This window comes from Streptomyces sp. NPDC048612, from assembly GCF_043199295.1.
Taxonomy (GTDB): domain Bacteria; phylum Actinomycetota; class Actinomycetes; order Streptomycetales; family Streptomycetaceae; genus Streptomyces.
In genome coordinates this window covers 1-19,159 of sequence record NZ_JBICVV010000010.1, presented here as the reverse complement: position 1 = coordinate 19,159, position 19,159 = coordinate 1, and the positions used below count along the sequence as shown (strand labels likewise).

Here is a 19,159-nt window from a genome sequence, read left to right as displayed (position 1 = left end):
GGGAAGCGGCCGGAGAAGCCGCCGCGCCTCGAAGTCCCGGTGTTCCCGGGACGGTTCGCCGTCGTTCCTGTGTCCGTCCTGCCATAGCTGTACCGCACACGCAGCGGGCGCCGCGCGGCCCTCCGGGGTCCGGCACGGCGCCCGCTGCGCGTATCCGGGCACGCACCGGCCCGTTCAGCGCCGTTCCAGCCGGAACACCCGTATCTCCCGCTCCACCCGCGCCTGGTACGCGGCGTACGGCGGCCACAGCGCCAGCGCCGCCCGCCAGGCCCGCGCCCGCTCCTCCCCGGACAGCAGCCGGGCCCGCACCGGAATGTCCCGGCCCCGCCAACTCACCTCGGCCTCCGGATTGCTGAGCAGGTTCCCGGTCCAGGCCGGATGCCCCGGCCGCCCGAAGTTGCTGCCGACCAGCAGCCAGCTGCCGCCCTCCTCCGGTACGCACGCCAGCGGGGTACGCCGCGGCCGCCCGCTCCTGGCGCCGGTCGCGGTCAGCACCACACCGGGCAGCATCCGGGCGCTGAGCAGCACCTTTCCGCGGCTCAGCCGGTGCACCGCCCGGTCCAGCGCGGGAATGACGTACGGCGCGGTGCGGGCGAACGCGCGGGTCGCGGAGACCTTCATGAGCAACCGCTCACCCGGGCGCATCAGCGCCGCACCGCCGCCGGCCGGCCCGGGGCCGGCACACCGGCCGGCTCCCCGCGCCCGCCCGGCTCCGCCGCCCCGTCCGGGAACAGCCCGGCCGCCTCCGCGGCCCGCGCCCGCAGCCGGTGCACGGGCCCCAGCAGCAGTTCGTCGCAGGCCGCGCGCTTGAAGTACAGATGTGCCTCGTGCTCCCAGGTGAAGCCGATGCCGCCGTGCAGCTGCACCGCCTCGGCCGCCACCGCCCGCAGGGTCTCCAGCGCCTGGGCGAGCGCCAGCGCCCCCACCCCGGGCTCGGCCGTGCCGTCCGGACCGGCGCCGCTCCCGGCCGGTCCGCCGCCCGCCGACCAGGCCGCGTAGTACGCCGCCGAGCGGGCCGCCTGCAGCCGCACATAGAGGTCGGCGAGCCGGTGCTGCACCGCCTGGAAGGAGCCGATGGGCCGGCCGAACTGTTCGCGCTGCCGGACATGGGCGACGGTGCGGGCCAGCGCCGCGTCGGCCGCGCCCACGGCCTCGGCGGCCAGCGCCGCGGCCGCCGTCGCCCCCGTCGCGGCGAGCGCCCCGGCCACCGCCGTCTCGTCGCCGTCGCCCTCCCCCAGCAACGCGGCGGGCACCTCGCGCAGTTCGAGGCGGGCCTGCGGCCGGGTCTCGTCCAGTGCGGTCTGCCGGGTCCGCAGCAGACCGGGCACCCCGGACGCCGCGCCGGACCGGGCACCGCCCCCGTCCGCCCGTACGAGGAAGAGCAGGGTGCGGCTGCGCGCGAAGCCGCCGGTGTGCGCGGCCACCAGGAGTACGTCCGCGGTGTGCCCGTTGAGCACCTGCCCGGCCTCCCCGTACAGCCGCCAGCCGCCGGCCGGGCCTGCGCCGTTCGCCGTCCCGCCCTCCTCCGGCACCCGCCGCGCCTGGATGCCGCCGGCCCGGCCGCCGCCCGCCCAGCCGCCGTCGTTCGGGCCGGTCAGCGCCAGTGCGGTGGCGAGCCGGCCGCCCGGCACCGCGAGGGTCGCGGTCAGCTCCCCGGCGGCGAGGGCGGGGAGCAGGGTGTGGCGCTGGCGCTCGCTGCCCAGCGCGAGGAGGAGCGGGGCGGCCAGCGCGGCGGTCGCGATCAGCGGTGCGGGCAGCACAGCGCGGCCGGTCTCCTCGCAGGCCAGGGCGAGTTCGGTGGGGCCGCAGCCGACCCCTCCGTACGCCGTGGGCAGCGCCAGACCGGGCAGCCCGAGCCGGCCGGCGAGCTGCTGCCACAGCTGGGTGTCGTACCCGGGCGGGGTGCGCACCGCCGCCTTGACCTCGTCCGGACCGCAGCGCTTGAGCAGCAGTTCGCGCAGCGTACGGCGGATTTCGTGCTGCTCCTCGGTGAACGCGGCATCCATCGGCGGGCTCCTCCCGGCCGTGCGACAACGCCCGTCCGGTCCGACGGGCCTCCGCTTCCGATCTGACGGGCCGTCATAGTAGGGACGAGGGGTGCACTTTCCTAGGCCGGGTCCGCAAGTCATCGGGGCGGCCGGGGACTCGGGCATCCGGAAGCAGGACGGAGCCGGGTCACACACTGCCGTGACCCGGCTCCCTCGCGCCCGCTGCCGGTCAGCGGATCAGGTGCACGGTGAGGTTGGTCTCCGTGTCACTGACGTTGACGGCGTGGATGGAGCCGTGCGCCGTGCGGTAGTGGCCGGTGCCTCCGGTGATCGCGAAGTTGATGGTGCCGGGGCCGGCGGCGGTGACGGTGAAGCGGCCCTCCGCGGTGATCTGCCCCAGGGGAAGTGCGAGGTCGGACGCGCACTGGAGGTCGAACTCGTCGCCCGGGGCGGTCCGGGTCAGGGTGCAGATCTGGCTGTAGGTGCCGACCGGGAGGCCCGCGCGGAACAGATTCCCGGTGTTGACGAATTCGTCGCCCTGGCTCGGCCCGGACGATCCGTCCACATCGACGAACGTGCCCTGCGTCTGCTTGGCGACCAGCTGGAAGACCGTCTCGTTCGGGGGAAAGGAATCGGCCGCGGCACCGGCCGCGGAGGCCGCCGGTGCGCAGAAAAGGAGCGCCGACATTCCGGTGGCCGCGGTCAGCAGGATCTGCTTGAAGGGACGCACAGTTTTCTCCTCTGGGACTGGAAGGGAATTGCTCTGACGCTGTGCCGTGAGGTGCTTTCGATCCCGGTCCGCTGTCGCGTGGACGGCAGGGCCCCGCGACTCCCGCCCGGCCCGTCGGCCGGGTTCCGGTCGGCCGGAAACTCGGTGTGCCGGTGCCGCGCCGGCCGGACGGGTCCGCCCGGCCGCGGCTCGGCTCCCCCGGGGTCAGATGCCGGGGTCGTCGACGTAGGTGAACGAGCCGGTGGGGTCGTCGACGGGGCCGGTGACGGTGACCGTGACGGTGCCGGCGGCGCCGGGAGGGGAGGTGGCGGTCACGGCGGTGTCGGAGACGATCCCGAAGGGCGCCGGGACGCCGCCGAAGGTGACCTGCTCGGTGTAGGACAGGCCGGTGCCGGTGATCGTGACGACGGTGCCGCCCGAGGTCGGTCCCGAATTGGGGCTGATGTCGGTGACGGTGGAGGAACTGACGTAGGTGTAGGTCAGGCCCTGGACGCTGCCGCCGGCGGTGCGCACGGTGACGGGGACGCCGCCGGGCCCCGGGGCCGTGGTCGCCCGGACGGTGATCGCGGTGTCGGAGACGCTCTGGATCACGGCCCGGCTGGTGCCGAAGTACACATCGATCGCCCCGGCGAGGTTGCGGCCGGTGAGGACGATCTCGTCGTCGCTGCCGGCGACCGGCCCGGAGGCGGGGCTGATGCTGGTGAGCGCGGGCAACGGCGTGTAGTAGAAGGTGCCGAGGGTGCCGGTGCCGCCCGCGGTGGTGACCGTCACGGGGACGGCACCCGACCCGGCGGGCTCGGTGACGGTCAGCGAGGTGTCCGTATTGGCGGTGATGCCGGCCTGCGCGGTCCCGAAGCGCACGGCGGTGGCGTTGGCCAGGTGGTGACCGGTCACCGTCACGGTGGCCCCGCCCGCCGTGGCCCCCTGGTCCGGCAGCACGGTCGTCGCGATCACGCTGACCGTGCCGGCCTCGGTGTTGACGACGTAGGCGTGCGTCCCGTCGGGATGGATGGCGAGGCCGGCCGGGCCGGCGCCCACCCCCATGTTCTCGACGGCGGTATGGGTGGCGGTGTCGATCACGCTCACCGTGTCCGGGAGCGAATTCGCCACCAGGACATGGGCGTTGTCCGGGGTCACCGCCAGGAAGCGCGGCTGGGCACTGACCCCGATGGTGTCGATGACGGCCCCCAGAGCGGTGTCGATCACGCCGACCGTGGAGTTGCCGACGTTCGTGACATAGACGCGGGACCCGTCGGGGTTGACCGCCAGCAGGATGGGGACCGGACCGGCGGGAATGGCGGCCGAGACGGTGTTCGTGGCGGTGTCGATCACGCTCACCGCCCCCGAGCCGAAACATGCCACATAGACACCGGCCCCGTCCGGGGCGATCACCACGCCGGTCGGGGCGTTCCCGACGGTGATGACATCGCTGACCGTATTGGTGGCGGTGTCGATCACGCTCACGGTGCCACCGGCCTGTTGGCTCACATAGACGCGGCTGCCGTCCGGGGTGACCGCTGCCCCCGCCGGCCCGTTCCCCACCGGGATGTCCGTGCCGAAGGTGTTCGTGGCGGTGTCGAGCACGCTGACGAGTCCGGCGTCGGCGAGGACCGCATAGCCACGAGTCCCGTCCGGTGTGAGCGCCACGATGCCGGGACCGGCTCCCGTGGGGAGGGTGTCAGTCACGGTACTGGTGGCGGTGTCGATCACGCTGATCGTGTCCGAGCCCCGGTTGGCGACATAGGCGCGGGAACCGTCGGGCGAAAGGGTAATTCCCTGGGGCAGCGCACCCACCGGAATAACCGCGCCCGCCACAAATGCGGCACGTAATCCGGAACTTCGCGCCAGTGCGGGCGTCGGAATGTGCGGAGTAAAGGCGAACATGACACTCCCTCAGGCAGGCGGGAGCGTTTTCGTCCCGCACACGGAAATGTCTGCTCCGCCGCATGGGCAAACAGCGAGCAGTCAGCCGGCCGAGAGCCGGCCGGTGAAATGCACAAAGCGGTGCGAGAATACCGTTCCCGGGAGGTCTTTTAAAGACCGCCACATATCTCAGATTCTCCGATAATCGCTTTAAGTCGCCTTCTCCGGACGACGCCGCAGCGGCGATGGTGATCGCATTCCGACCGGCGAGCGCGGAACCCTTCCGGGCCGGAGCCGCACCCCGCCCCCTGCCCGGGCTCCCTATACCTGATGTACCGTCAGATTCATGACCTCAGGGACCACTTACGGGAAGCGCAAGGTCGCCGTCGCCGGAGTCGCCCTGTCCGACTGCGGACGCGTGGACCGGGCCACCCCGTACGCCCTGCACGCCCAGGCCGCCCGCCGGGCACTCGCCGACAGCGGGCTGGACCGTGCGGTGATCGACGGCTTCGCCTCGGCCGGTCTGGGCACCCTCGCGCCCGTCGAGGTCGCCGAATACCTGGGACTGCGCCCCACCTGGGTCGACTCGACCTCGGTCGGCGGCGCCACCTGGGAGGTGCTCGCCGCGCACGCCGCGGACGCGATAGCCGCCGGCCACGCCAACGCCGTGCTCCTCGTCTACGGTTCCACCGCCCGCGCCGACATCAGGGCCGGGCGGCGCACCGCGAACCTGTCCTTCGGCGCCCGCGGCCCGCTCCAGTTCGAGGTCCCCTACGGGCACACCCTGATCGCCAAGTACGCCATGGCCGCCCGCCGCCATATGCACCAATACGGCACCACCCTGGAGCAGTTGGCCCAGGTCGCGGTCCAGGCACGCGCCAACGCGGCGGCCAATCCGGACGCCCTGTACCGCGAACCGATCACCGTCGACGACGTCCTGGACGGGCCGGTGATCGCCGACCCGTTCACCAAACTGCACTGCTGTATCCGCTCCGACGGCGGCTGCGCGGTCCTGCTCGTCGCCGAGGACCACGTCCCGGACCTCGCCAAACCGCCGGTATGGGTGCTCGGTTCCGGCACCGCGGTGTCCCACACCACCATGTCGGAGTGGGACGACTTCACCGTCTCCCCCGCGGCGGTCTCCGGCCGGCTGGCCTTCGACCGCGCCGGGGTCCGCCCGGACGAGATCGACCTCGCCGAGATCTATGACGCCTTCACCTACATGACCTTGGTGACGCTGGAGGACCTCGGGTTCTGCGCCAAGGGCGAGGGCGGCGCGTTCGTGGGCAAGGGGCGGCTGCTGCGGGACGGGGAGCTGCCGGTCAACACCGACGGTGGCGGGCTGGCCGCCTGCCACCCCGGGATGCGGGGGCTGTTCCTGCTGGTCGAGGCGGTACGCCAGCTCCGCGGCGAGGCCGGCCCGGACCGCCAGGTCCACCGGCCCGGCGGCCGGCTGCCCCAGCTCGCGGTCGCCTCCGGCACCGGCGGCTGGTTCTGCTCCTCGGGGACGGTCGTGTTGGGGCGGGGGTGAGGCGGGGCCCTGCGCCGGGCCTCGGGAGGCGGGGCCCGGCGGACGGCAGGGGTCTGGCGGACGGCAGGCGCCCGGTGGGAGCCCTGCGGGGGCTCGCGGGCGGCCCGGCGCCGAGGCCGGAGGGGCCGGGCGACCGGACAGAGCCGGGAGGCCGGCCGTTGCTCAGTCGGCGGCGGGGCGGGCGCCGACGCTGAAGGCCGTACCGAAGGGGTCGGTGAGCACGGCCATGCGGCCGTACGGGGTGTCCTCGGGGGCCTCGGCCGCTCCGCCGGCGGCGACGGCACGGGCCACCAGTTCGTCGGTGTCCGCCACCTCGAACAGGGTCTGCCAGCGGGAGGCGCGGGCCGTGGCGTCGCCGATGATGCCGCCGATCTCATGGCCGTCGGGCCGCCGCAGGAAGGTGAAGTCGACGCCGGGCAGGTCGTCGTTGCCGTCGAGCGTGAAGGCGAAGACGTCGGCGTAGAAGCTGCGGGCGGGCTCGGGGTCCGGGGACGTGAGGTCGTTGCGGATCAGCGTGGCAGGCTCGTTGACCAGCTCGCAGCCCGGCAGCGTACGCCCCTGCCAGAGGCCGAAACGGGCGCCGACGGGGTCCGCCACGACCGCCGTACGGGCCAGCCCCGCCACCTCCGCGGGCGGCACCGGCACCGTCCCGCCGGACTCGACGATCCGCTTGGCCGCCGCGTCGCAGTCGTCCGTGGCGAGGTACGGCAGCCACCAGGACTCGCCCGCGACATCCGCGGCGGAGACGGACCGCAGGGCCGCCACCCGCCGGCCGCGCAGCAGACACAGGGTGAGCGGCCCGGTCGCCGCCGACCGCTCCTCGTACTCCCAGCCGAACAGTGCGCGGTAGAACTCCTTCGCCCGGTCGAGGTCGGGGACCCCGAGATCGATCCACGTCGGCGTACCGAGCGGCTGGTTGCTGCTGATCTCGCTCATGGTGGTCTGCTCCTTCACGGTGACACGGCCTGGGCCGACGCTAAGGGGGGTTGAGGACAGGTTGAGTCCTGAAGGGGAACCGCCGGTCGGCGAGCGGCTCGCGGCAGTGGGGGGCGCGTCGGCTTCGGCGCAGGTGCTGGCGGGAGCGTCACGGCCCCGACACCGACGTCGCCCACCCCGAACCGAAGGGAACCCCGCCCTGCCCGGGACCGATTCGCCCTCGCTCTCGCTCTCGGCCTCGCCCCGCACCGGCCGCCGGGCGCCCCACGTACGCTGCCTGGCATGACCGATCACCCCGCGCCCCAGGAATCACCGGACGCCGCACCCGCCGGCGCCCCGGCGGAACACTCCGACGACGCGGACGCCCGCGCGTTCCGCGAACTGCTGCGCGGGCTGCGGGTCTGGGACGTCGCCCTGCCGTCCTTCGACCCGGCGGCGGCCCCGGCCGCACCGCTCCCGCTGTTCCGGCAGTGGCTGCGGGAGGCCGCCGAGGCCGGGGTCCCCGAGCCGCACACCATGACCCTCGCCACGGCGGACGCGGCCGGTGCCCCCTCCGTACGGACCCTGATGCTGCACGACGCCGACGAGCGCGGCTGGCACTTCGCCTCGCACCGCGGCAGTCGCAAGGGCCGCGAACTGGCCGTACGGCCGCGAGCGGCGCTCGGCTTCTACTGGCCGGCGGTCGGCCGGCAGGTGCGGGTCAGCGGGACGGTGACCGCGGCGGGCCCCGAGGAGAGCGCGGCCGATCTGCACCGCCGCTCCACGGGCGCGCTGGCCGCTGCGCTGGTCGGCCGGCAGAGCGAGGTGCTCGGCTCGGTAGAGGAGCTGGCGCGCGCCTCGGAGGCGGCCTGGGAGCGCGCGCGGCACGAGCCCGAGGCGCCGGTGCCGAGCTGGACGCTGTATGTGCTGCAGCCGGAGGAGGTCGAGTTCTTCCAGGGGGACGCGGAACGCCGTCACCTGCGGCTCAACTACCGCTTCGAGAGCGGGCGGTGGGTGAAGGAGCTGCTCTGGCCGTGAGCGGGGGCCGGTACGGGTGGCACGGGCGGCAGGTGCGCGCGGCGGTGGCCTGCGGTGTCACCGGACGGGCGGCACCGGCTGCGGCGGCATCGGCCGCGGGGTGATCGGCCGCGGTGTCACCGACTGCGGCAGCGCCCGCTCGTCCTGTCGTCCGGGCGGCGTGACCGGCTCGGGCCGTTCCCGCCCGCGCTCACAGCTGCTGGTACATGATGTGCAGCCCCACATAGCCCTCGGTGGGGTGCAGGAAGCCCTCGGGCAGGGTCGTCATGATCTGGAAGCCCAGGGACTTCCAGAGCGCGACGGCGCCGGTGTTGGTCTCCACCACGGCGTTGAACTGCATCGCGCGGTAGCCCTCGGCGCGGGCCCAGCCCAGTACGTGTTCGCCCAGGGCCCGGCCGACGCCGCGTCCGCCGCACTCGGGGGCGACCATGAAGCTGGCGCTGGCGATGTGCGAGGCGCCGCCCATGTGGTTGGGGTTCATCTTGGCCGTCCCCAGGACCGTGCCGGAGTCGTCGACCGCGACGACCGTGCGGCCGGGCGGCGCCAGCAGCCAGGTCCCGCGGGCCGTCTCCTCGTCGATGTCCCGCGGGTAGGTGTAGGTCTCCCCGGCCGCCACGATGGTGTGGAAGAAGGGCCAGATGGCGGGCCAGTCAGCCGCGGTCGCCTCACGAATCAGCACGGCCACAGCATGCCTCGGGGCCGCCCGGGCCGCCACCGGGTTTCGCCGCGGGGGAGAACAGCGGGCAACAACCGGGGTGCCGGGCACGGGCCGCGACCGCTCGGCGGCATCGGGCACGGGAGGCGAGCGGCCGGGTGCCGGGCCCCGGGAGGCGTGGGTTCACGCCGGCCGGAAGACGGGGATGGCAGCCACGGCGCCTCCGCCCTCGCCCTCGCCCTCGCCCCGGAAGTGCACCCTGAGCGGCATTCCGATCCGTAGCTCCTGCCCCGGGCAGTCGGTGATCTCGGTCATCATCCGGGGGCCTTCGGCGAGGTCGACCACGGCCGCGACGTACGGGACCCGGTCGCCGAACGGCGGCAGATCGTTACGGTGCACGACGGACCAGGTGTAGAGGGTGGCGCGGCCGGTGGCCTCCTCCCAGCCGACGTCGTCGCTCCAGCAGCGCGGGCAGAACTCGCGCGGGTAGTGGTGGGCCGCACCGCAGCCCTCGGCCCGGCAGCGGCGCAGCAGCAGCCGCCCCTCGGCCGCCGCGTCCCAGTACGGCCGGGTGAACGCGTCCACCTCCGGCAGATCGAACCGCGCGGCCCGCCGCACCGGCCCGGCGGCACGGACGGTACGGGCCCCACGGGCGGCACCGGCACTCCCTGCCGCGCCCGTGGACGTCCCCGTGCCCACAGCAGTCGGACCTGCCCCCGCAGTAGCAGTCGCAGCCACGTCCGCTGCCGCACCCGCCCCCGCCGAGTCCGCACCCGTCCCCGCAGCCCCAACACTCACCGGAACACCCCCAGCACCTCGTCGAGCGACCCGATCACGTCCGGCGATCCGGCCCTGTCCACCGGACCGGCCCTGCCCGCCGGGTCGGCCGTATCCACCGGGCCGGCCGTATCCGGCACGGCGTGCGCCCGGCCCGCCGCCACCCTCCGGTCCGGCCTGTCGCGCGGCTCCTCGCGGCGGACGCCCGCAGCCCGGCGCCTGACGGTACGTCAGTTCAACCGAAGCGGGTCGGGCGCGCAAGAGGCCCAGCGCGATACAGCCCGGGACCCACGACACTCGATCACCCGCCACACCGCCGCATCGGCCCCGCCTCGCGCAACCTTTCCCTTGCACGGCCATTCCTGACATGCCGTCAGTTCAGTAATCTGACTATGCGTCAGTTATGAGAGCCGTCACACAGGAGCGGGCGTCTGCGATGCTTGGATCGACTCACGGCACCCTCACCACTCACTCCCGGCCGGCCCGCGTCGTGGCCTGTGGGGAGCAACCACCACACACCGTCCACGGCATGAGTGAACCGCACCGCGACGGCGGGGGACAGGGCGCCTGCCCCGTCGACCGGGATGTCAGTGGCCGTCCACTGCACGCTCCGGTGCCGGACCTGGACCGGTTCTTCCGGCCCGAGTCGGTGGCCGTGATCGGCGCCTCGGACAGCGAGGGGCGCCCCAATACGGGCATCACCCGTCAGCTGATCGGCTGGGCGGAACGGGTCGGCGCCCGGCTCCACCCCGTCAACCCGGGCCGCACCGAGGTCTTCGGGCGGCCCTGCCATGCCGGGATCGCCGAGCTGCCGGAACCCGTCGATCTCGCGGTCCTGCTGGTCGGCGACCCGCTGCCGGTCATCGAGCAACTCGCCGAGGCCAAGGTGAAGTTCGCGGTGGCCTTCGCCTCCGGGTTCGCCGAGACCGGCGAGCGCGGTGCGGCCGCCCAGGACCGGCTGGCCGAGGCCGTCGCCCGCTCCGGGCTGCGGCTGCTCGGCCCGAACACCAACCTCAACGCCTTCGAGAAGTTCCGTACCGACCTGGACGGACCGGCGATCGCCCTGATCACTCAGTCGGGCCACCAGGGCCGCCCCGTCTTCAGCCTCCAGGAACTGGGCATCCGCCTCTCGCACTGGGCCCCCACCGGCAACGAGGCCGATCTGGAAACCGCCGACTTCCTCTCCTACTTCGCCACCCGTCCCGAGGTCGGCGCCATCGCCGCGTATGTGGAAGGGCTCAAGGACGGCCGGAGCTTCCTGCTGGCCGCCGACCGCGCCGCCCGCAACAAGGTGCCCGTCGTCGCCGTCAAGGTCGGCCGCACCGAGACCGGCGCCCGGACGGCCGCCTCGCACACCGGCAAGCTGACCGGCGCCGACGAGGTCGTGGACGCCGCGATGCGGCAGTTCGGCGTGATCCGGGTGGACGGGCTCGACGAGCTGCAGGACACCGCGGCGCTGTTGGCCCGTGCCAGGAAGCCCTCCGCCGAGGGCGTCGCCGTCTATTCGATCTCCGGCGGCACCGGCGCCCACTTCTCCGACCTGGCGACCGCGGCCGGGCTGCGGCTGCCCACCCTCGGCGCCGCCAAGCAGGCCGAACTGCACCAGTGGATACCGGAGTACCTGCACGTCGCCAACCCGGTCGACAACGGCGGGCACCCGGTCGGCGACTGGCGCGGCCGCAAGATCCTCGACGCGCTCCTGGCCGACCCCGCCGTCGGCATCCTGATCTGCCCGATCACCGGCCCCTTCCCGCCGATGAGCGACAAGCTCGCACAGGATCTGGTGGACGCGGCGGAGCAGACGGACAAGCTGGTGTGTGTGGTGTGGGGCTCGCCGGTCGGCACGGAGGACGCCTACCGCCGCACCCTCCTCGGCTCCTCGCGGGTGGCTACCTTCCGCACCTTCGCCAACTGCATCACCGCCGTCCGCGCCTATCTCGACCACCACCGCTTCGTCGCCGGCTACCGCTCCCCCTTCGACGACGCCCCGCGCGTCCTGTCCCCGTCCGCCCGCAAGGCGCAGGCCCTGATGCGTCCGGGCCAGCAGCTCAGCGAGCACGCGGCGAAGCAGCTGCTGCGCGCCTACGGCATCCGGGTCCCGCGCGAGCAGCTGGTGACGAGCGCGGCGGCGGCCGTACGGGCCGCGAGCCTGGTCGGCTATCCCGTGGTGATGAAGGCCTCCGGGCCACAGCTCACGCACAAGACCGAACTCGGCCTGGTCAAGGTCCAGCTGACCTCGGCCAGCCAGGTCAGGGACGCCTATCGCGAACTCACCGACATCGCCCGCTACGAGGACGTCCCGCTGGACGGGGTGCTGGTCTGCCAGATGATCGAGCGGGGCGTCGAGACGATCGTCGGCGTCACCCAGGACAGCCTCTTCGGGCCGACCGTGACCGTCGGGCTCGGCGGGGTGCTCGTGGAGGTGCTGCGGGACGTGGTGGTGGGCGTACCGCCCTTCGGTGAGGACCAGGCGCGCGCGATGCTCGACGAACTCCGCGGCCGGGCCCTGCTGGACGGCGTGCGCGGAGCGCCGCCCGCGGACCTCGACGCGCTGGTCGAGGTCGTCCTGCGGGTGCAGCGGATGGCGCTCGAACTCGGTGACGAGCTGGCCGAACTGGACATCAACCCGCTGGTGGTGCTGCCGCGCGGCCAGGGTGCCGTGGCCCTCGACGCGCTCGCCGTCTGCCGCTGACCGCACCGGCGCCCGCACCCGTAACCGCACCGACCGGCGCGCCCACACCCACGCCCCGGACCACAGCAGCGCCCGGACCACCGCCCACCACGCCACCGGCCACCGTGACCACCCCGACCGCACCCTCTGGAGCCGTTCCCCCATGACACCCTCACCGTCCCCCGGTTCCGTTCCCCCCGCCGCGGCCGGCGAGCCCGCCGGCCGGACCGGCTCCGCCTCCCCCGCGGACCCCATCGATTCATTGATACTGCACACCACTGACAACGGCGTCTCGTGGCTCACCCTCAACCGGCCGGAGGCGATGAACGCCCTCACCCCCGACCAGCGCGAACGCCTCATCGACCGGCTCGCCGACGCCTCGGCCGACCCCGGCGTGCGGGCCGTCGTCCTCACCGCGACCGGCAGGGGCTTCTGTGCCGGTGCCGATCTGCGCGGAGCGCCGTCGGCCGGCGAGCGGGTCGCCGGTGATGTCGCCCGGCTGATCCGGGGCGGCGCCCAGCGGCTCATCACGGCCGTGCTGGACTGCGAGAAGCCGGTCATCGCCGCCGTCAACGGCACCGCGGCCGGGCTCGGCGCCCATCTCGCGCTCGCCTGCGACCTGGTGCTGGCCGCCGAATCCGCCCGCTTCATCGAGGTGTTCGTCCGCCGCGGCCTGGTCCCGGACGGCGGCGGCGCCTACCTCCTGCCGCGGCTGATCGGCCCGCAGCGCGCCAAGGAGCTGATGTTCTTCGGGGACGCCGTACCGGCCGCCGAAGCGGAGCGGCTGGGTCTGGTCAACCGGGTCGTGCCGGACGGCGCGTTGGCGACGACGGCCCGGGAGTGGGCCGAGCGGCTGGCGGCCGGCCCCACCCGCGCACTGGCCCTGACGAAACAGCTGGTCAACGCCTCGCTCGACACCGACAGGGCGGCGGCCCTGGCCGCCGAGGCCACCGCGCAGGAGATCAATATGACGACGGCGGACGCACAGGAGGGCGTGGCCTCCTTCGTCGCGCGCCGCCATCCGGCATACCGCGGCAGGTGACCGTCCCCGGCCCCCTTCCCACGGACCGCGCCCGGCGCCCGAGGCCGGCGCCCGACATCACGGCCCTGAGCGCAGGCCCCGTGCGCCTACCGCGCCCCCTCCGGGCACTCCGGCACCTCACGGGTGTTGCGCGTCCGCACGCCCGGCAGCCAGCCCCGCACCCCCTGCCCGCTGGTGACCAGATACCAGCGGGTGGAGGTGACGCCCGCCTCGTCGCGGACCATCCGGCCGTCCGTCACCACACAGCGGGCGGACAGCGCATCGCCGTGCCAGACGCGGCCGGCGGAGTTGCCGCGCGCGGCGTACCTGGCGCGCGGGTCGTTGGCCAGCCGCAGCGCGCACTCCAGGGAGCGGCCCGTACGGCAGGCCTGTTCGCTGTTGTAGACCGTGATCTGCACCTTCGGGTCCGGTCCCGCCGGCTGGAGGGAGACGGGCCCGGGGCGCACCAGCCACCACACCCCCAGCACCACCGCGGTCACCGCCGCGGCCACCACGGGCACCACCCACCGCGGCCGCCTCCGGGGCAGCGGCACCACCTCGGGCAGTTGCGCGGTACCCGGCTCCCTGATGCGGTCCCACAGGCCGGCCGGTGTCTCGATCTGCTCGTCCGCGAGCCGCAGCCGGGCGCGCAGCAGCGTCTCGGCGTCGTCCCCGGAGCCGTCGCCCCGCCCGCCGCCGAAGCCCCGGCCGTCACCGCCCGCCGCGCCCGCACCGCCGTCATGGCGTGGCCCCACGTCCACCGCGCCGCTCACCTCCCGGCCTGCCCGTGTTCCGATTCAACGAGGTGGGCGCGCAGCCTGTCCAGCGCTCGGGCGCGATGACGGGCGGCGGTGCCCCGGTGCACCTTCATGATCTTGGCGGCCTGGTCGAGGGTGTAGCCGTCGAGGTCGACGAGGATGACGATGCCGGCCTGCCGGTGCGACAACCGCCCCAGCAGGCGCACCGCTTCGATCTCCGCCTGCCGCCGCTCCACCCCGCCGTCCCAGCCGCCGGCCGCCCCGCCGGCTCCCACCCCGGCGCCACCGCCCGCACCGGCCTCCTCGACCCCCTCCATGCCGTCGACCAGCACCTGGCGCCGGTCCTTGCGGTAGGCGTCGCGGGCGACGTTGAGGACGGTGGTGAAGGCATAGGCGTAGGGCTCGGGATGGGCGAGGAAGCGCTGGGGCCGGGCCGCGAGTTTGAGATAGGCCTCGTGCACCACGTCCTCCGCGGACTGTCTCGATCCGGCCAGCATCACCGCCCTTCGGTACAGCCGGGGCAGCAGCCCGCAGAAGACCTCGTCAAAGCTGGGTGTCGCGGCAGACGAAGCTGACGACGGTGTCGCATCGGCCATGTACCGGAACTCTCCCCCGTGCTCGGCTACGGACGCGGCCGAAGTGGACGCTACCCGCGGCGACGCCACGCAATCAGGAATCCAGTCACCGATCTCCCCCGAATCCGCCGCAGATCATCCCGGAACCAGGGAAAACCACACCTGTGGGTGGTGCCCGCTCCGTACGCCTTCACATCTGACACTCCATCAGATTCAATGAACTCATGATGGGACACGCGGGAATGGCAGCCACGGTCGTGCGGTACCTGCGCTCCGTCGGCGCGCCCACCACTGCGGCCGGCCCGTCGCCCGCCCCCACGCCGCCCCGGCCCGCGCTGCGCGCCGTACGCGAGGACGAGCGCGCCCCTATGGACCCCATGGAATTCCGCTCCGTCCTGGGGCACTTCGCCAGTGGCGTCACGGTCATCACCGCCCCCGGGGAGCCGGGCCCGGCCGGTTTCGCCTGCCAGTCCTTCGCCTCGCTGTCCCTCGACCCGCCGCTGGTGACGTTCATGGTGGCGCGTACGTCGACCACCTGGCCGCGGATCGCCCGCGCCGGGGTGTTCTGCGTCAACGTCCTCGGCGCCGGACAGGGCGATCTCTGCCGGGGGTTCGCGGTCAGCGGCGGCGACAAGTTCGCGGGGGTCCGCCACGAGCCCGCGCCGGTGACCGGCGCACCGCGGCTGGCGGACGTCCCCGCCTGGATCGACTGCACGATCCAGGCCGTCCACACCGGCGGCGACCATCTCATCGTGGTCGGCCGCGTCGAGGCTCTCGGCACCGACCCGGCCGCCGCCGGGAGCGGCCCGCTCCTCTTCCACCGGGGCGCCTTCGGCCACTTCCGCCGGTGAGCGCGGCAGTCCGGCCGCGACAGCGACGGCAGGCGACGGCGAAGCCGAGTCCCGCCGTCTGAGCCGCTCTCAGTCCCCGCGCCGGGTCAGCACCTGCCGGTCCCCCGTGTCCGGGTCGCCCAGGAAGGCGTAGAGGGTGGGTGCGTCCGCCGTGCCGCCGACGTACCACTCGCAGCGGCCCACCTCCACCCGTAGTTGCCCGCCCGCCGGGGCGCGCTTCAGCTCCCAGCTGCCGGCGCCGCCGCAGTCGTCCCCCGGGGTGCTCATCCCGCGGGTCGTCGCCGCTCCGCCGGCGGACAGCTCCAGCGTGCCGCCCCCGCCGTCCGTCCAGACCCCGACGAGCGCGCTCCGGGCCGGCTTCGGGTGCTCGTACACGGTCAACAGGCCCGTCGCGAGGGCGCCCACGCCCAGGACACCGAGCACGAGGGCGGCCAGGAAGCCGCTGCCCGCGACGGTGAGCGTCAGCCGGACGGTGCGCCGGGCCCCGGTGCCCCGGGCGGCGACCGCGGCCGTCAGGGCGGCGGGTACGGCCGCCACGGTGAGCGCCAGCCAGCACCCGGCGTACACCCCGGGCGGCCCCGCCGAGCCGGTGAGGAGCGCGCAGAGCGCCCCGTACGCCACCGTCGCCGCGGCCGCCGTGAACGGGGCGGCGGCCGCCGTCCACCACCACGCCTGCCACCCCCGCCGCCCGATCCACCGGGCCGCCCGGCGCGCCAGCGACAGGGTCGGCAGCACCAGGGTGACCGTCAGCACGAACCCGGGGAGCGCGCCGAGGACCAGCGCGACCGGCAGGACCATGCCCGCCATGAAGCCGTTGCCGGCCGGGCCCTCCTGGGTGGCACCGTGCAACAGCAGCCCGACCACGGCGAGCCCGGCCTCACCCAGCAGCGCCGCCATCGACACCAGCAGCGTCCGGCCGCTCCATACGGGACCGAGGGGCCCGTGCAGACCGGTCCGCCCGTGAACACCGGCGGTGCCGTGAAGACCGGTCCGGCCCTGAAATCCATCACGGCCATGACCGCCGCTACGCCCATGACCTCCGCCACGGCCACGACCTCCGCCACTGCCGTAACTCCCGCCCGCCCCGGCCGCCTTGGGCGCACCGACCTCCGTCCCCCCAGCAGGCCGCCCGTCCCCCGTAGTACCCGTGGTCCCCATCCCCATCACCCCTCCCCCGGGATGATGCACCCGCCAGGCGCCGCCCCACCACGGGGCCGCACTACCCGGCGGCCACCACTCCGAAGAAGACGACGGCGGCGAGGACCGGGCCCGGCACGCCCGCCGCCGCGGGGCAATCGGACCCCACCAGGCCGGAAGGCTAGGCCCCCTCAGGAACGGTCCGGCGCCGGAGCGGCCTCGTCCCCGAAGGTGAGCACCCCGCGGGCCACTCGCCCGTGGTGGGCGTCGTCCGCCGCCCGCGCGAAGTCCTCCACGGGGTACGTCCGGGTCACCAACTCGTCCAGCAGCAGCCGCCCTTCGCGGTACAGCCGGGCGTAGAGCGCGATGTCCCGCTGGGGCCGCGCCGACCCGTACCGGCAGCCCAGGATCGACTTGTCCAGGTACATCGAGGACACCAGGAACGACGCCTCCGCAGTGGCCGGCGGCACCCCGAGCAGCACCGCCTGGCCGTGCCGGTCCAGCAGGTCGACGGCCTGCCGGATCAGCCGGGTGCTGCCCACACACTCGAAGGCGTGGTCGGCGCCGGTCGGCAGGATCTCCTTCACCGCCTTGACGCTGTCGGCCACCGCCGAGGCGTCGATGAAGTGCGTCGCGCCGAACTGCCGCGCCACCGCCTCCTTCGCGGGATTGGCGTCCACCGCCACGATCGCCGACGCCCCGGCGATCCGCGCGCCCTGGAGCACATTGAGGCCGATCCCGCCCGCGCCGATCACCACGACGGAGTCCCCGCGGTCCACCTTCGCCCGGTTGAGCACCGCGCCGACACCGGTCAGCACCCCGCACCCGATCAGCGCGGCCGAGGTCAGCGGAATGTCCTCGGCGATCTTCACGGCCTGCACCGCCTTGACGACCGTACGCTCCGCGAACGCCGAGTTCGACGCGAAGCTGAACAGCTCGCGCTCGCCCCGCCGGAACGGCTTCTGCGGCATCCCGATCGCCTTCCGGCACATCGTCGGCCGCCCCCGGTCGCACTCCGCGCACGCCCCGCAGTTGGCCAGCGTCGACAGCGCGACATGATCGCCGGGCGCCACATGGCCGACGCCCGCGCCCACGGCCTCCACCACGCCCGCGCCCTCGTGCCCCAGCACCACCGGCACCGGAAACGGAATGGTCCCGTCGATCACCGACAGATCGCTGTGACACAGCCCCGCGGCCCGGATGCCGACCAGTACCTCACCCGGCCCCGGGTCCCGCACCGTCAGATCGTCCACGACCCGGGGCTGCTCGCCGTCGAATATGACGCCCTTCATCACCGCTCCAGTCTGGGCAGGCCGAGCACACGCTCGGCGATGATGTTGCGCTGGATCTCGTCCGAACCGCCGTAGAGCGTGTCGGCCCGGGTGAACAGGAACAGCCGCTGCAGCGCGTCCAGTTCGTACGGCGCCCGCGCGGTCCAGTCGACGGGCCCGAGCGCCGCGGCGGCGCCCCGCACCCGCATCGCCAGCTCCCCCAGCCGCTGGTGCCAGCCACCCCACAGCAGCTTCGCCACACTCGGCGCCCCCGCGTCCCCGGCGGCCCCCAGGGTCCGCAGCGCGTTCCACCGCATGACCCGCAACTCAGCCCACTGCCCGATGAGTTGCTCACGCAGCACCGCATCCCGCAGCGACCCGCAGCGCACCGCTTCGGCGATCACGGCGGCCAGCTCGGCGGCGAACCCGATCTGCTGCACGAGCGTGGACACCCCCCGCTCCCGCGCCAGCAGCCCCATCGCCACCTGCCAGCCCGCGCCCTCGCCGCCGACCACCTGCGGGGCGAGCGCCCCGTCGAAGAACACCTCGTTGAACTCCGCCGTCCCCGACATCTGCCGGATCGGCCGCACCTCGACCCGCCCCGGCTGGTCCATCGGCACCAGCAGGAACGAGAGCCCCCGGTGCCGCCGCTCCCCCGGGTCCGTCCGCGCCAGCACGAAGCACCAGTCGGCCTCCCGGGCCAGCGACGTCCAGATCTTCTGCCCGCTGACGCGATAGCCGGCCCCGTCGCGAACCGCCACCGTGCGCAGCCCCGCCAGATCCGACCCCGCGTCCGGCTCGCTGTAGCCCTGGCACCACAGCTCCTCACCCCGCGCGACGGCCGGCAGAAACCGCCGCCGCTGCGCCTCGTCCCCGTACGCGATCAGCGTCGGCGCCAGCAGATTCTCCCCGATGTGCCCCACCCGCCCCGGCGCCCCGGCCCGCGCGTACTCCTCGGCCCACACGACCTGCCGCGTCAGACTCCCCACCCGGTTCCCGTACGCCCCCTCCGCACACTCCCACCCGAGCCCGATCCACCCCCCACCCCCCAACTCCCGCTCCCACTCCCGCCGCTCGGCAACCCCCAGGTGCTCACTCCCGGGCCCACCCACCCCCGCCAGCCCCGCATACGGACCGACGAGATGCCCCTCCAACCACTCCCGGGCCTCACCCCGAAACGCCTCATCCGCCCTACCGAACCCAAAGTCCACAAGGCCCTCCACGCCCACCCCCACCAACGGAAAGAACTCCCCCCAACTGGAGGGGACGGGCCGGAGGGGCCTGGTGTGTGGACGTAAAGCGAAGCAGTCCACACACCAGGCCCCGGAGGCCCGTCACCGCACCCACAACGCACCCGCCCGCCGCAGGCGCAACGGCG

17 protein-coding genes are annotated in these 19,159 nt (G+C 74.1%); 5 read left to right on the top strand and 12 right to left on the bottom strand.

Annotated features, from left to right (window positions below; translation table 11 throughout):
- Positions 1 to 174: 174 nt before the first annotated feature.
- From ACGFN2_RS17135 to ACGFN2_RS17120, 4 genes are all read right to left on the bottom strand, one after another.
- The gene (locus ACGFN2_RS17135; RefSeq protein ID WP_362602877.1) at positions 175 to 645 is read right to left on the bottom strand and encodes a nitroreductase/quinone reductase family protein; all 471 of its coding nucleotides are present in this window, start codon (positions 643 to 645) and stop codon (positions 175 to 177) included.
- Positions 645 to 2,006: an acyl-CoA dehydrogenase family protein gene (locus ACGFN2_RS17130; RefSeq protein WP_393360956.1), complete on the bottom strand. Its 1,362-nt coding sequence runs from the start codon at positions 2,004 to 2,006 to the stop codon at positions 645 to 647. Before ACGFN2_RS17130 ends, ACGFN2_RS17135 begins: the two co-directional genes overlap by 1 nt.
- A 211-nt stretch (positions 2,007 to 2,217) precedes the next feature.
- The gene (locus ACGFN2_RS17125; RefSeq protein WP_362602882.1) at positions 2,218 to 2,718 is read right to left on the bottom strand and encodes a hypothetical protein; all 501 of its coding nucleotides are present in this window, start codon (positions 2,716 to 2,718) and stop codon (positions 2,218 to 2,220) included.
- 204 nt (positions 2,719 to 2,922) lie between these two features.
- Complete coding sequence (locus ACGFN2_RS17120; protein ID WP_362602884.1) at positions 2,923 to 4,512, bottom strand: IPT/TIG domain-containing protein; 1,590 nt, start codon at positions 4,510 to 4,512, stop codon at positions 2,923 to 2,925.
- Positions 4,513 to 4,927: 415 nt separating this feature from the next.
- Between ACGFN2_RS17120 and ACGFN2_RS17115 the strand changes: the two genes are divergently transcribed.
- Positions 4,928 to 6,112 (top strand): acetyl-CoA acetyltransferase, encoded by a 1,185-nt coding sequence (locus ACGFN2_RS17115; RefSeq protein ID WP_362602887.1) that lies wholly within the window; start codon positions 4,928 to 4,930, stop codon positions 6,110 to 6,112.
- Between the two features lie 162 nt (positions 6,113 to 6,274).
- Here the strand turns inward: ACGFN2_RS17115 and ACGFN2_RS17110 are convergent, their stop codons facing one another.
- The gene (locus ACGFN2_RS17110) at positions 6,275 to 7,048 is read right to left on the bottom strand and encodes a VOC family protein (RefSeq protein WP_393360952.1); all 774 of its coding nucleotides are present in this window, start codon (positions 7,046 to 7,048) and stop codon (positions 6,275 to 6,277) included.
- A gap of 282 nt (positions 7,049 to 7,330) precedes the next feature.
- Between ACGFN2_RS17110 and ACGFN2_RS17105 the strand changes: the two genes are divergently transcribed.
- Positions 7,331 to 8,065, top strand: coding sequence for a pyridoxal 5'-phosphate synthase (locus ACGFN2_RS17105; protein ID WP_393360949.1), 735 nt, complete (start codon positions 7,331 to 7,333; stop codon positions 8,063 to 8,065).
- 190 nt (positions 8,066 to 8,255) lie between these two features.
- Here ACGFN2_RS17105 and ACGFN2_RS17100 read toward each other — a convergent pair whose 3' ends face one another.
- Entirely contained in the window at positions 8,256 to 8,744 is a 489-nt protein-coding gene (locus ACGFN2_RS17100; protein WP_393360946.1) for a GNAT family N-acetyltransferase, read from the bottom strand.
- A gap of 159 nt (positions 8,745 to 8,903) precedes the next feature.
- The gene (locus tag ACGFN2_RS17095) at positions 8,904 to 9,338 is read right to left on the bottom strand and encodes a Zn-ribbon domain-containing OB-fold protein (protein WP_393361451.1); all 435 of its coding nucleotides are present in this window, start codon (positions 9,336 to 9,338) and stop codon (positions 8,904 to 8,906) included.
- A gap of 595 nt (positions 9,339 to 9,933) precedes the next feature.
- Here ACGFN2_RS17095 and ACGFN2_RS17090 point away from each other — a divergent pair.
- Positions 9,934 to 12,189: an acetate--CoA ligase family protein gene (locus ACGFN2_RS17090; RefSeq protein WP_393360943.1), complete on the top strand. Its 2,256-nt coding sequence runs from the start codon at positions 9,934 to 9,936 to the stop codon at positions 12,187 to 12,189.
- A 142-nt stretch (positions 12,190 to 12,331) separates the two neighbouring features.
- On the top strand, positions 12,332 to 13,210 hold the full coding sequence (locus ACGFN2_RS17085; protein ID WP_393360940.1) for an enoyl-CoA hydratase/isomerase family protein: 879 nt from the start codon (positions 12,332 to 12,334) through the stop codon (positions 13,208 to 13,210).
- 86 nt (positions 13,211 to 13,296) lie between these two features.
- Here ACGFN2_RS17085 and ACGFN2_RS17080 read toward each other — a convergent pair whose 3' ends face one another.
- On the bottom strand, positions 13,297 to 13,950 hold the full coding sequence (locus ACGFN2_RS17080) for a hypothetical protein (protein WP_362602904.1): 654 nt from the start codon (positions 13,948 to 13,950) through the stop codon (positions 13,297 to 13,299).
- Positions 13,951 to 13,958: 8 nt separating this feature from the next.
- Positions 13,959 to 14,543 carry an RNA polymerase sigma factor gene (locus ACGFN2_RS17075; RefSeq protein ID WP_393360937.1) on the bottom strand — a complete coding sequence of 195 codons (585 nt, stop codon included), beginning with the start codon at positions 14,541 to 14,543 and terminating at the stop codon, positions 13,959 to 13,961.
- 221 nt (positions 14,544 to 14,764) lie between these two features.
- Here ACGFN2_RS17075 and ACGFN2_RS17070 point away from each other — a divergent pair, with 221 nt between their 5' ends.
- A complete protein-coding gene (locus tag ACGFN2_RS17070; RefSeq protein WP_362602910.1) occupies positions 14,765 to 15,373 on the top strand; it encodes a flavin reductase family protein in 609 nt (202 codons plus the stop codon).
- 69 nt (positions 15,374 to 15,442) lie between these two features.
- Here the strand turns inward: ACGFN2_RS17070 and ACGFN2_RS17065 are convergent, their stop codons facing one another.
- The 3 genes from ACGFN2_RS17065 to ACGFN2_RS17055 all read right to left on the bottom strand — a co-directional run bounded on the left by ACGFN2_RS17065 (position 15,443) and on the right by ACGFN2_RS17055 (position 18,992).
- On the bottom strand, positions 15,443 to 16,270 hold the full coding sequence (locus ACGFN2_RS17065; protein ID WP_393360934.1) for a hypothetical protein: 828 nt from the start codon (positions 16,268 to 16,270) through the stop codon (positions 15,443 to 15,445).
- A 431-nt stretch (positions 16,271 to 16,701) separates the two neighbouring features.
- Complete coding sequence (locus ACGFN2_RS17060) at positions 16,702 to 17,802, bottom strand: Zn-dependent alcohol dehydrogenase (protein ID WP_362602916.1); 1,101 nt, start codon at positions 17,800 to 17,802, stop codon at positions 16,702 to 16,704.
- A complete protein-coding gene (locus ACGFN2_RS17055) occupies positions 17,802 to 18,992 on the bottom strand; it encodes an acyl-CoA dehydrogenase family protein (protein ID WP_393360931.1) in 1,191 nt (396 codons plus the stop codon). Before ACGFN2_RS17055 ends, ACGFN2_RS17060 begins: the two co-directional genes overlap by 1 nt.
- Positions 18,993 to 19,159: the final 167 nt, after the last annotated feature.

Coding starts and splice junctions, on each gene's coding strand:
- ACGFN2_RS17135 (WP_362602877.1), bottom strand. CDS start 645: ATGCGCCCGGGTGAGCGGTTGCTCATGAAGGTCTCCGCGACCCGCGCG.
- ACGFN2_RS17130 (WP_393360956.1), bottom strand. CDS start 2,006: ATGGATGCCGCGTTCACCGAGGAGCAGCACGAAATCCGCCGTACGCTG.
- ACGFN2_RS17115 (WP_362602887.1), top strand. CDS start 4,928: ATGACCTCAGGGACCACTTACGGGAAGCGCAAGGTCGCCGTCGCCGGA.
- ACGFN2_RS17110 (WP_393360952.1), bottom strand. CDS start 7,048: ATGAGCGAGATCAGCAGCAACCAGCCGCTCGGTACGCCGACGTGGATC.
- ACGFN2_RS17105 (WP_393360949.1), top strand. CDS start 7,331: ATGACCGATCACCCCGCGCCCCAGGAATCACCGGACGCCGCACCCGCC.
- ACGFN2_RS17090 (WP_393360943.1), top strand. CDS start 9,934: ATGCTTGGATCGACTCACGGCACCCTCACCACTCACTCCCGGCCGGCC.
- ACGFN2_RS17085 (WP_393360940.1), top strand. CDS start 12,332: ATGACACCCTCACCGTCCCCCGGTTCCGTTCCCCCCGCCGCGGCCGGC.
- ACGFN2_RS17075 (WP_393360937.1), bottom strand. CDS start 14,543: ATGGCCGATGCGACACCGTCGTCAGCTTCGTCTGCCGCGACACCCAGC.
- ACGFN2_RS17070 (WP_362602910.1), top strand. CDS start 14,765: ATGGCAGCCACGGTCGTGCGGTACCTGCGCTCCGTCGGCGCGCCCACC.
- ACGFN2_RS17065 (WP_393360934.1), bottom strand. CDS start 16,270: ATGGCGGCGCTGCTGGGTGAGGCCGGGCTCGCCGTGGTCGGGCTGCTG.
- ACGFN2_RS17060 (WP_362602916.1), bottom strand. CDS start 17,802: ATGAAGGGCGTCATATTCGACGGCGAGCAGCCCCGGGTCGTGGACGAT.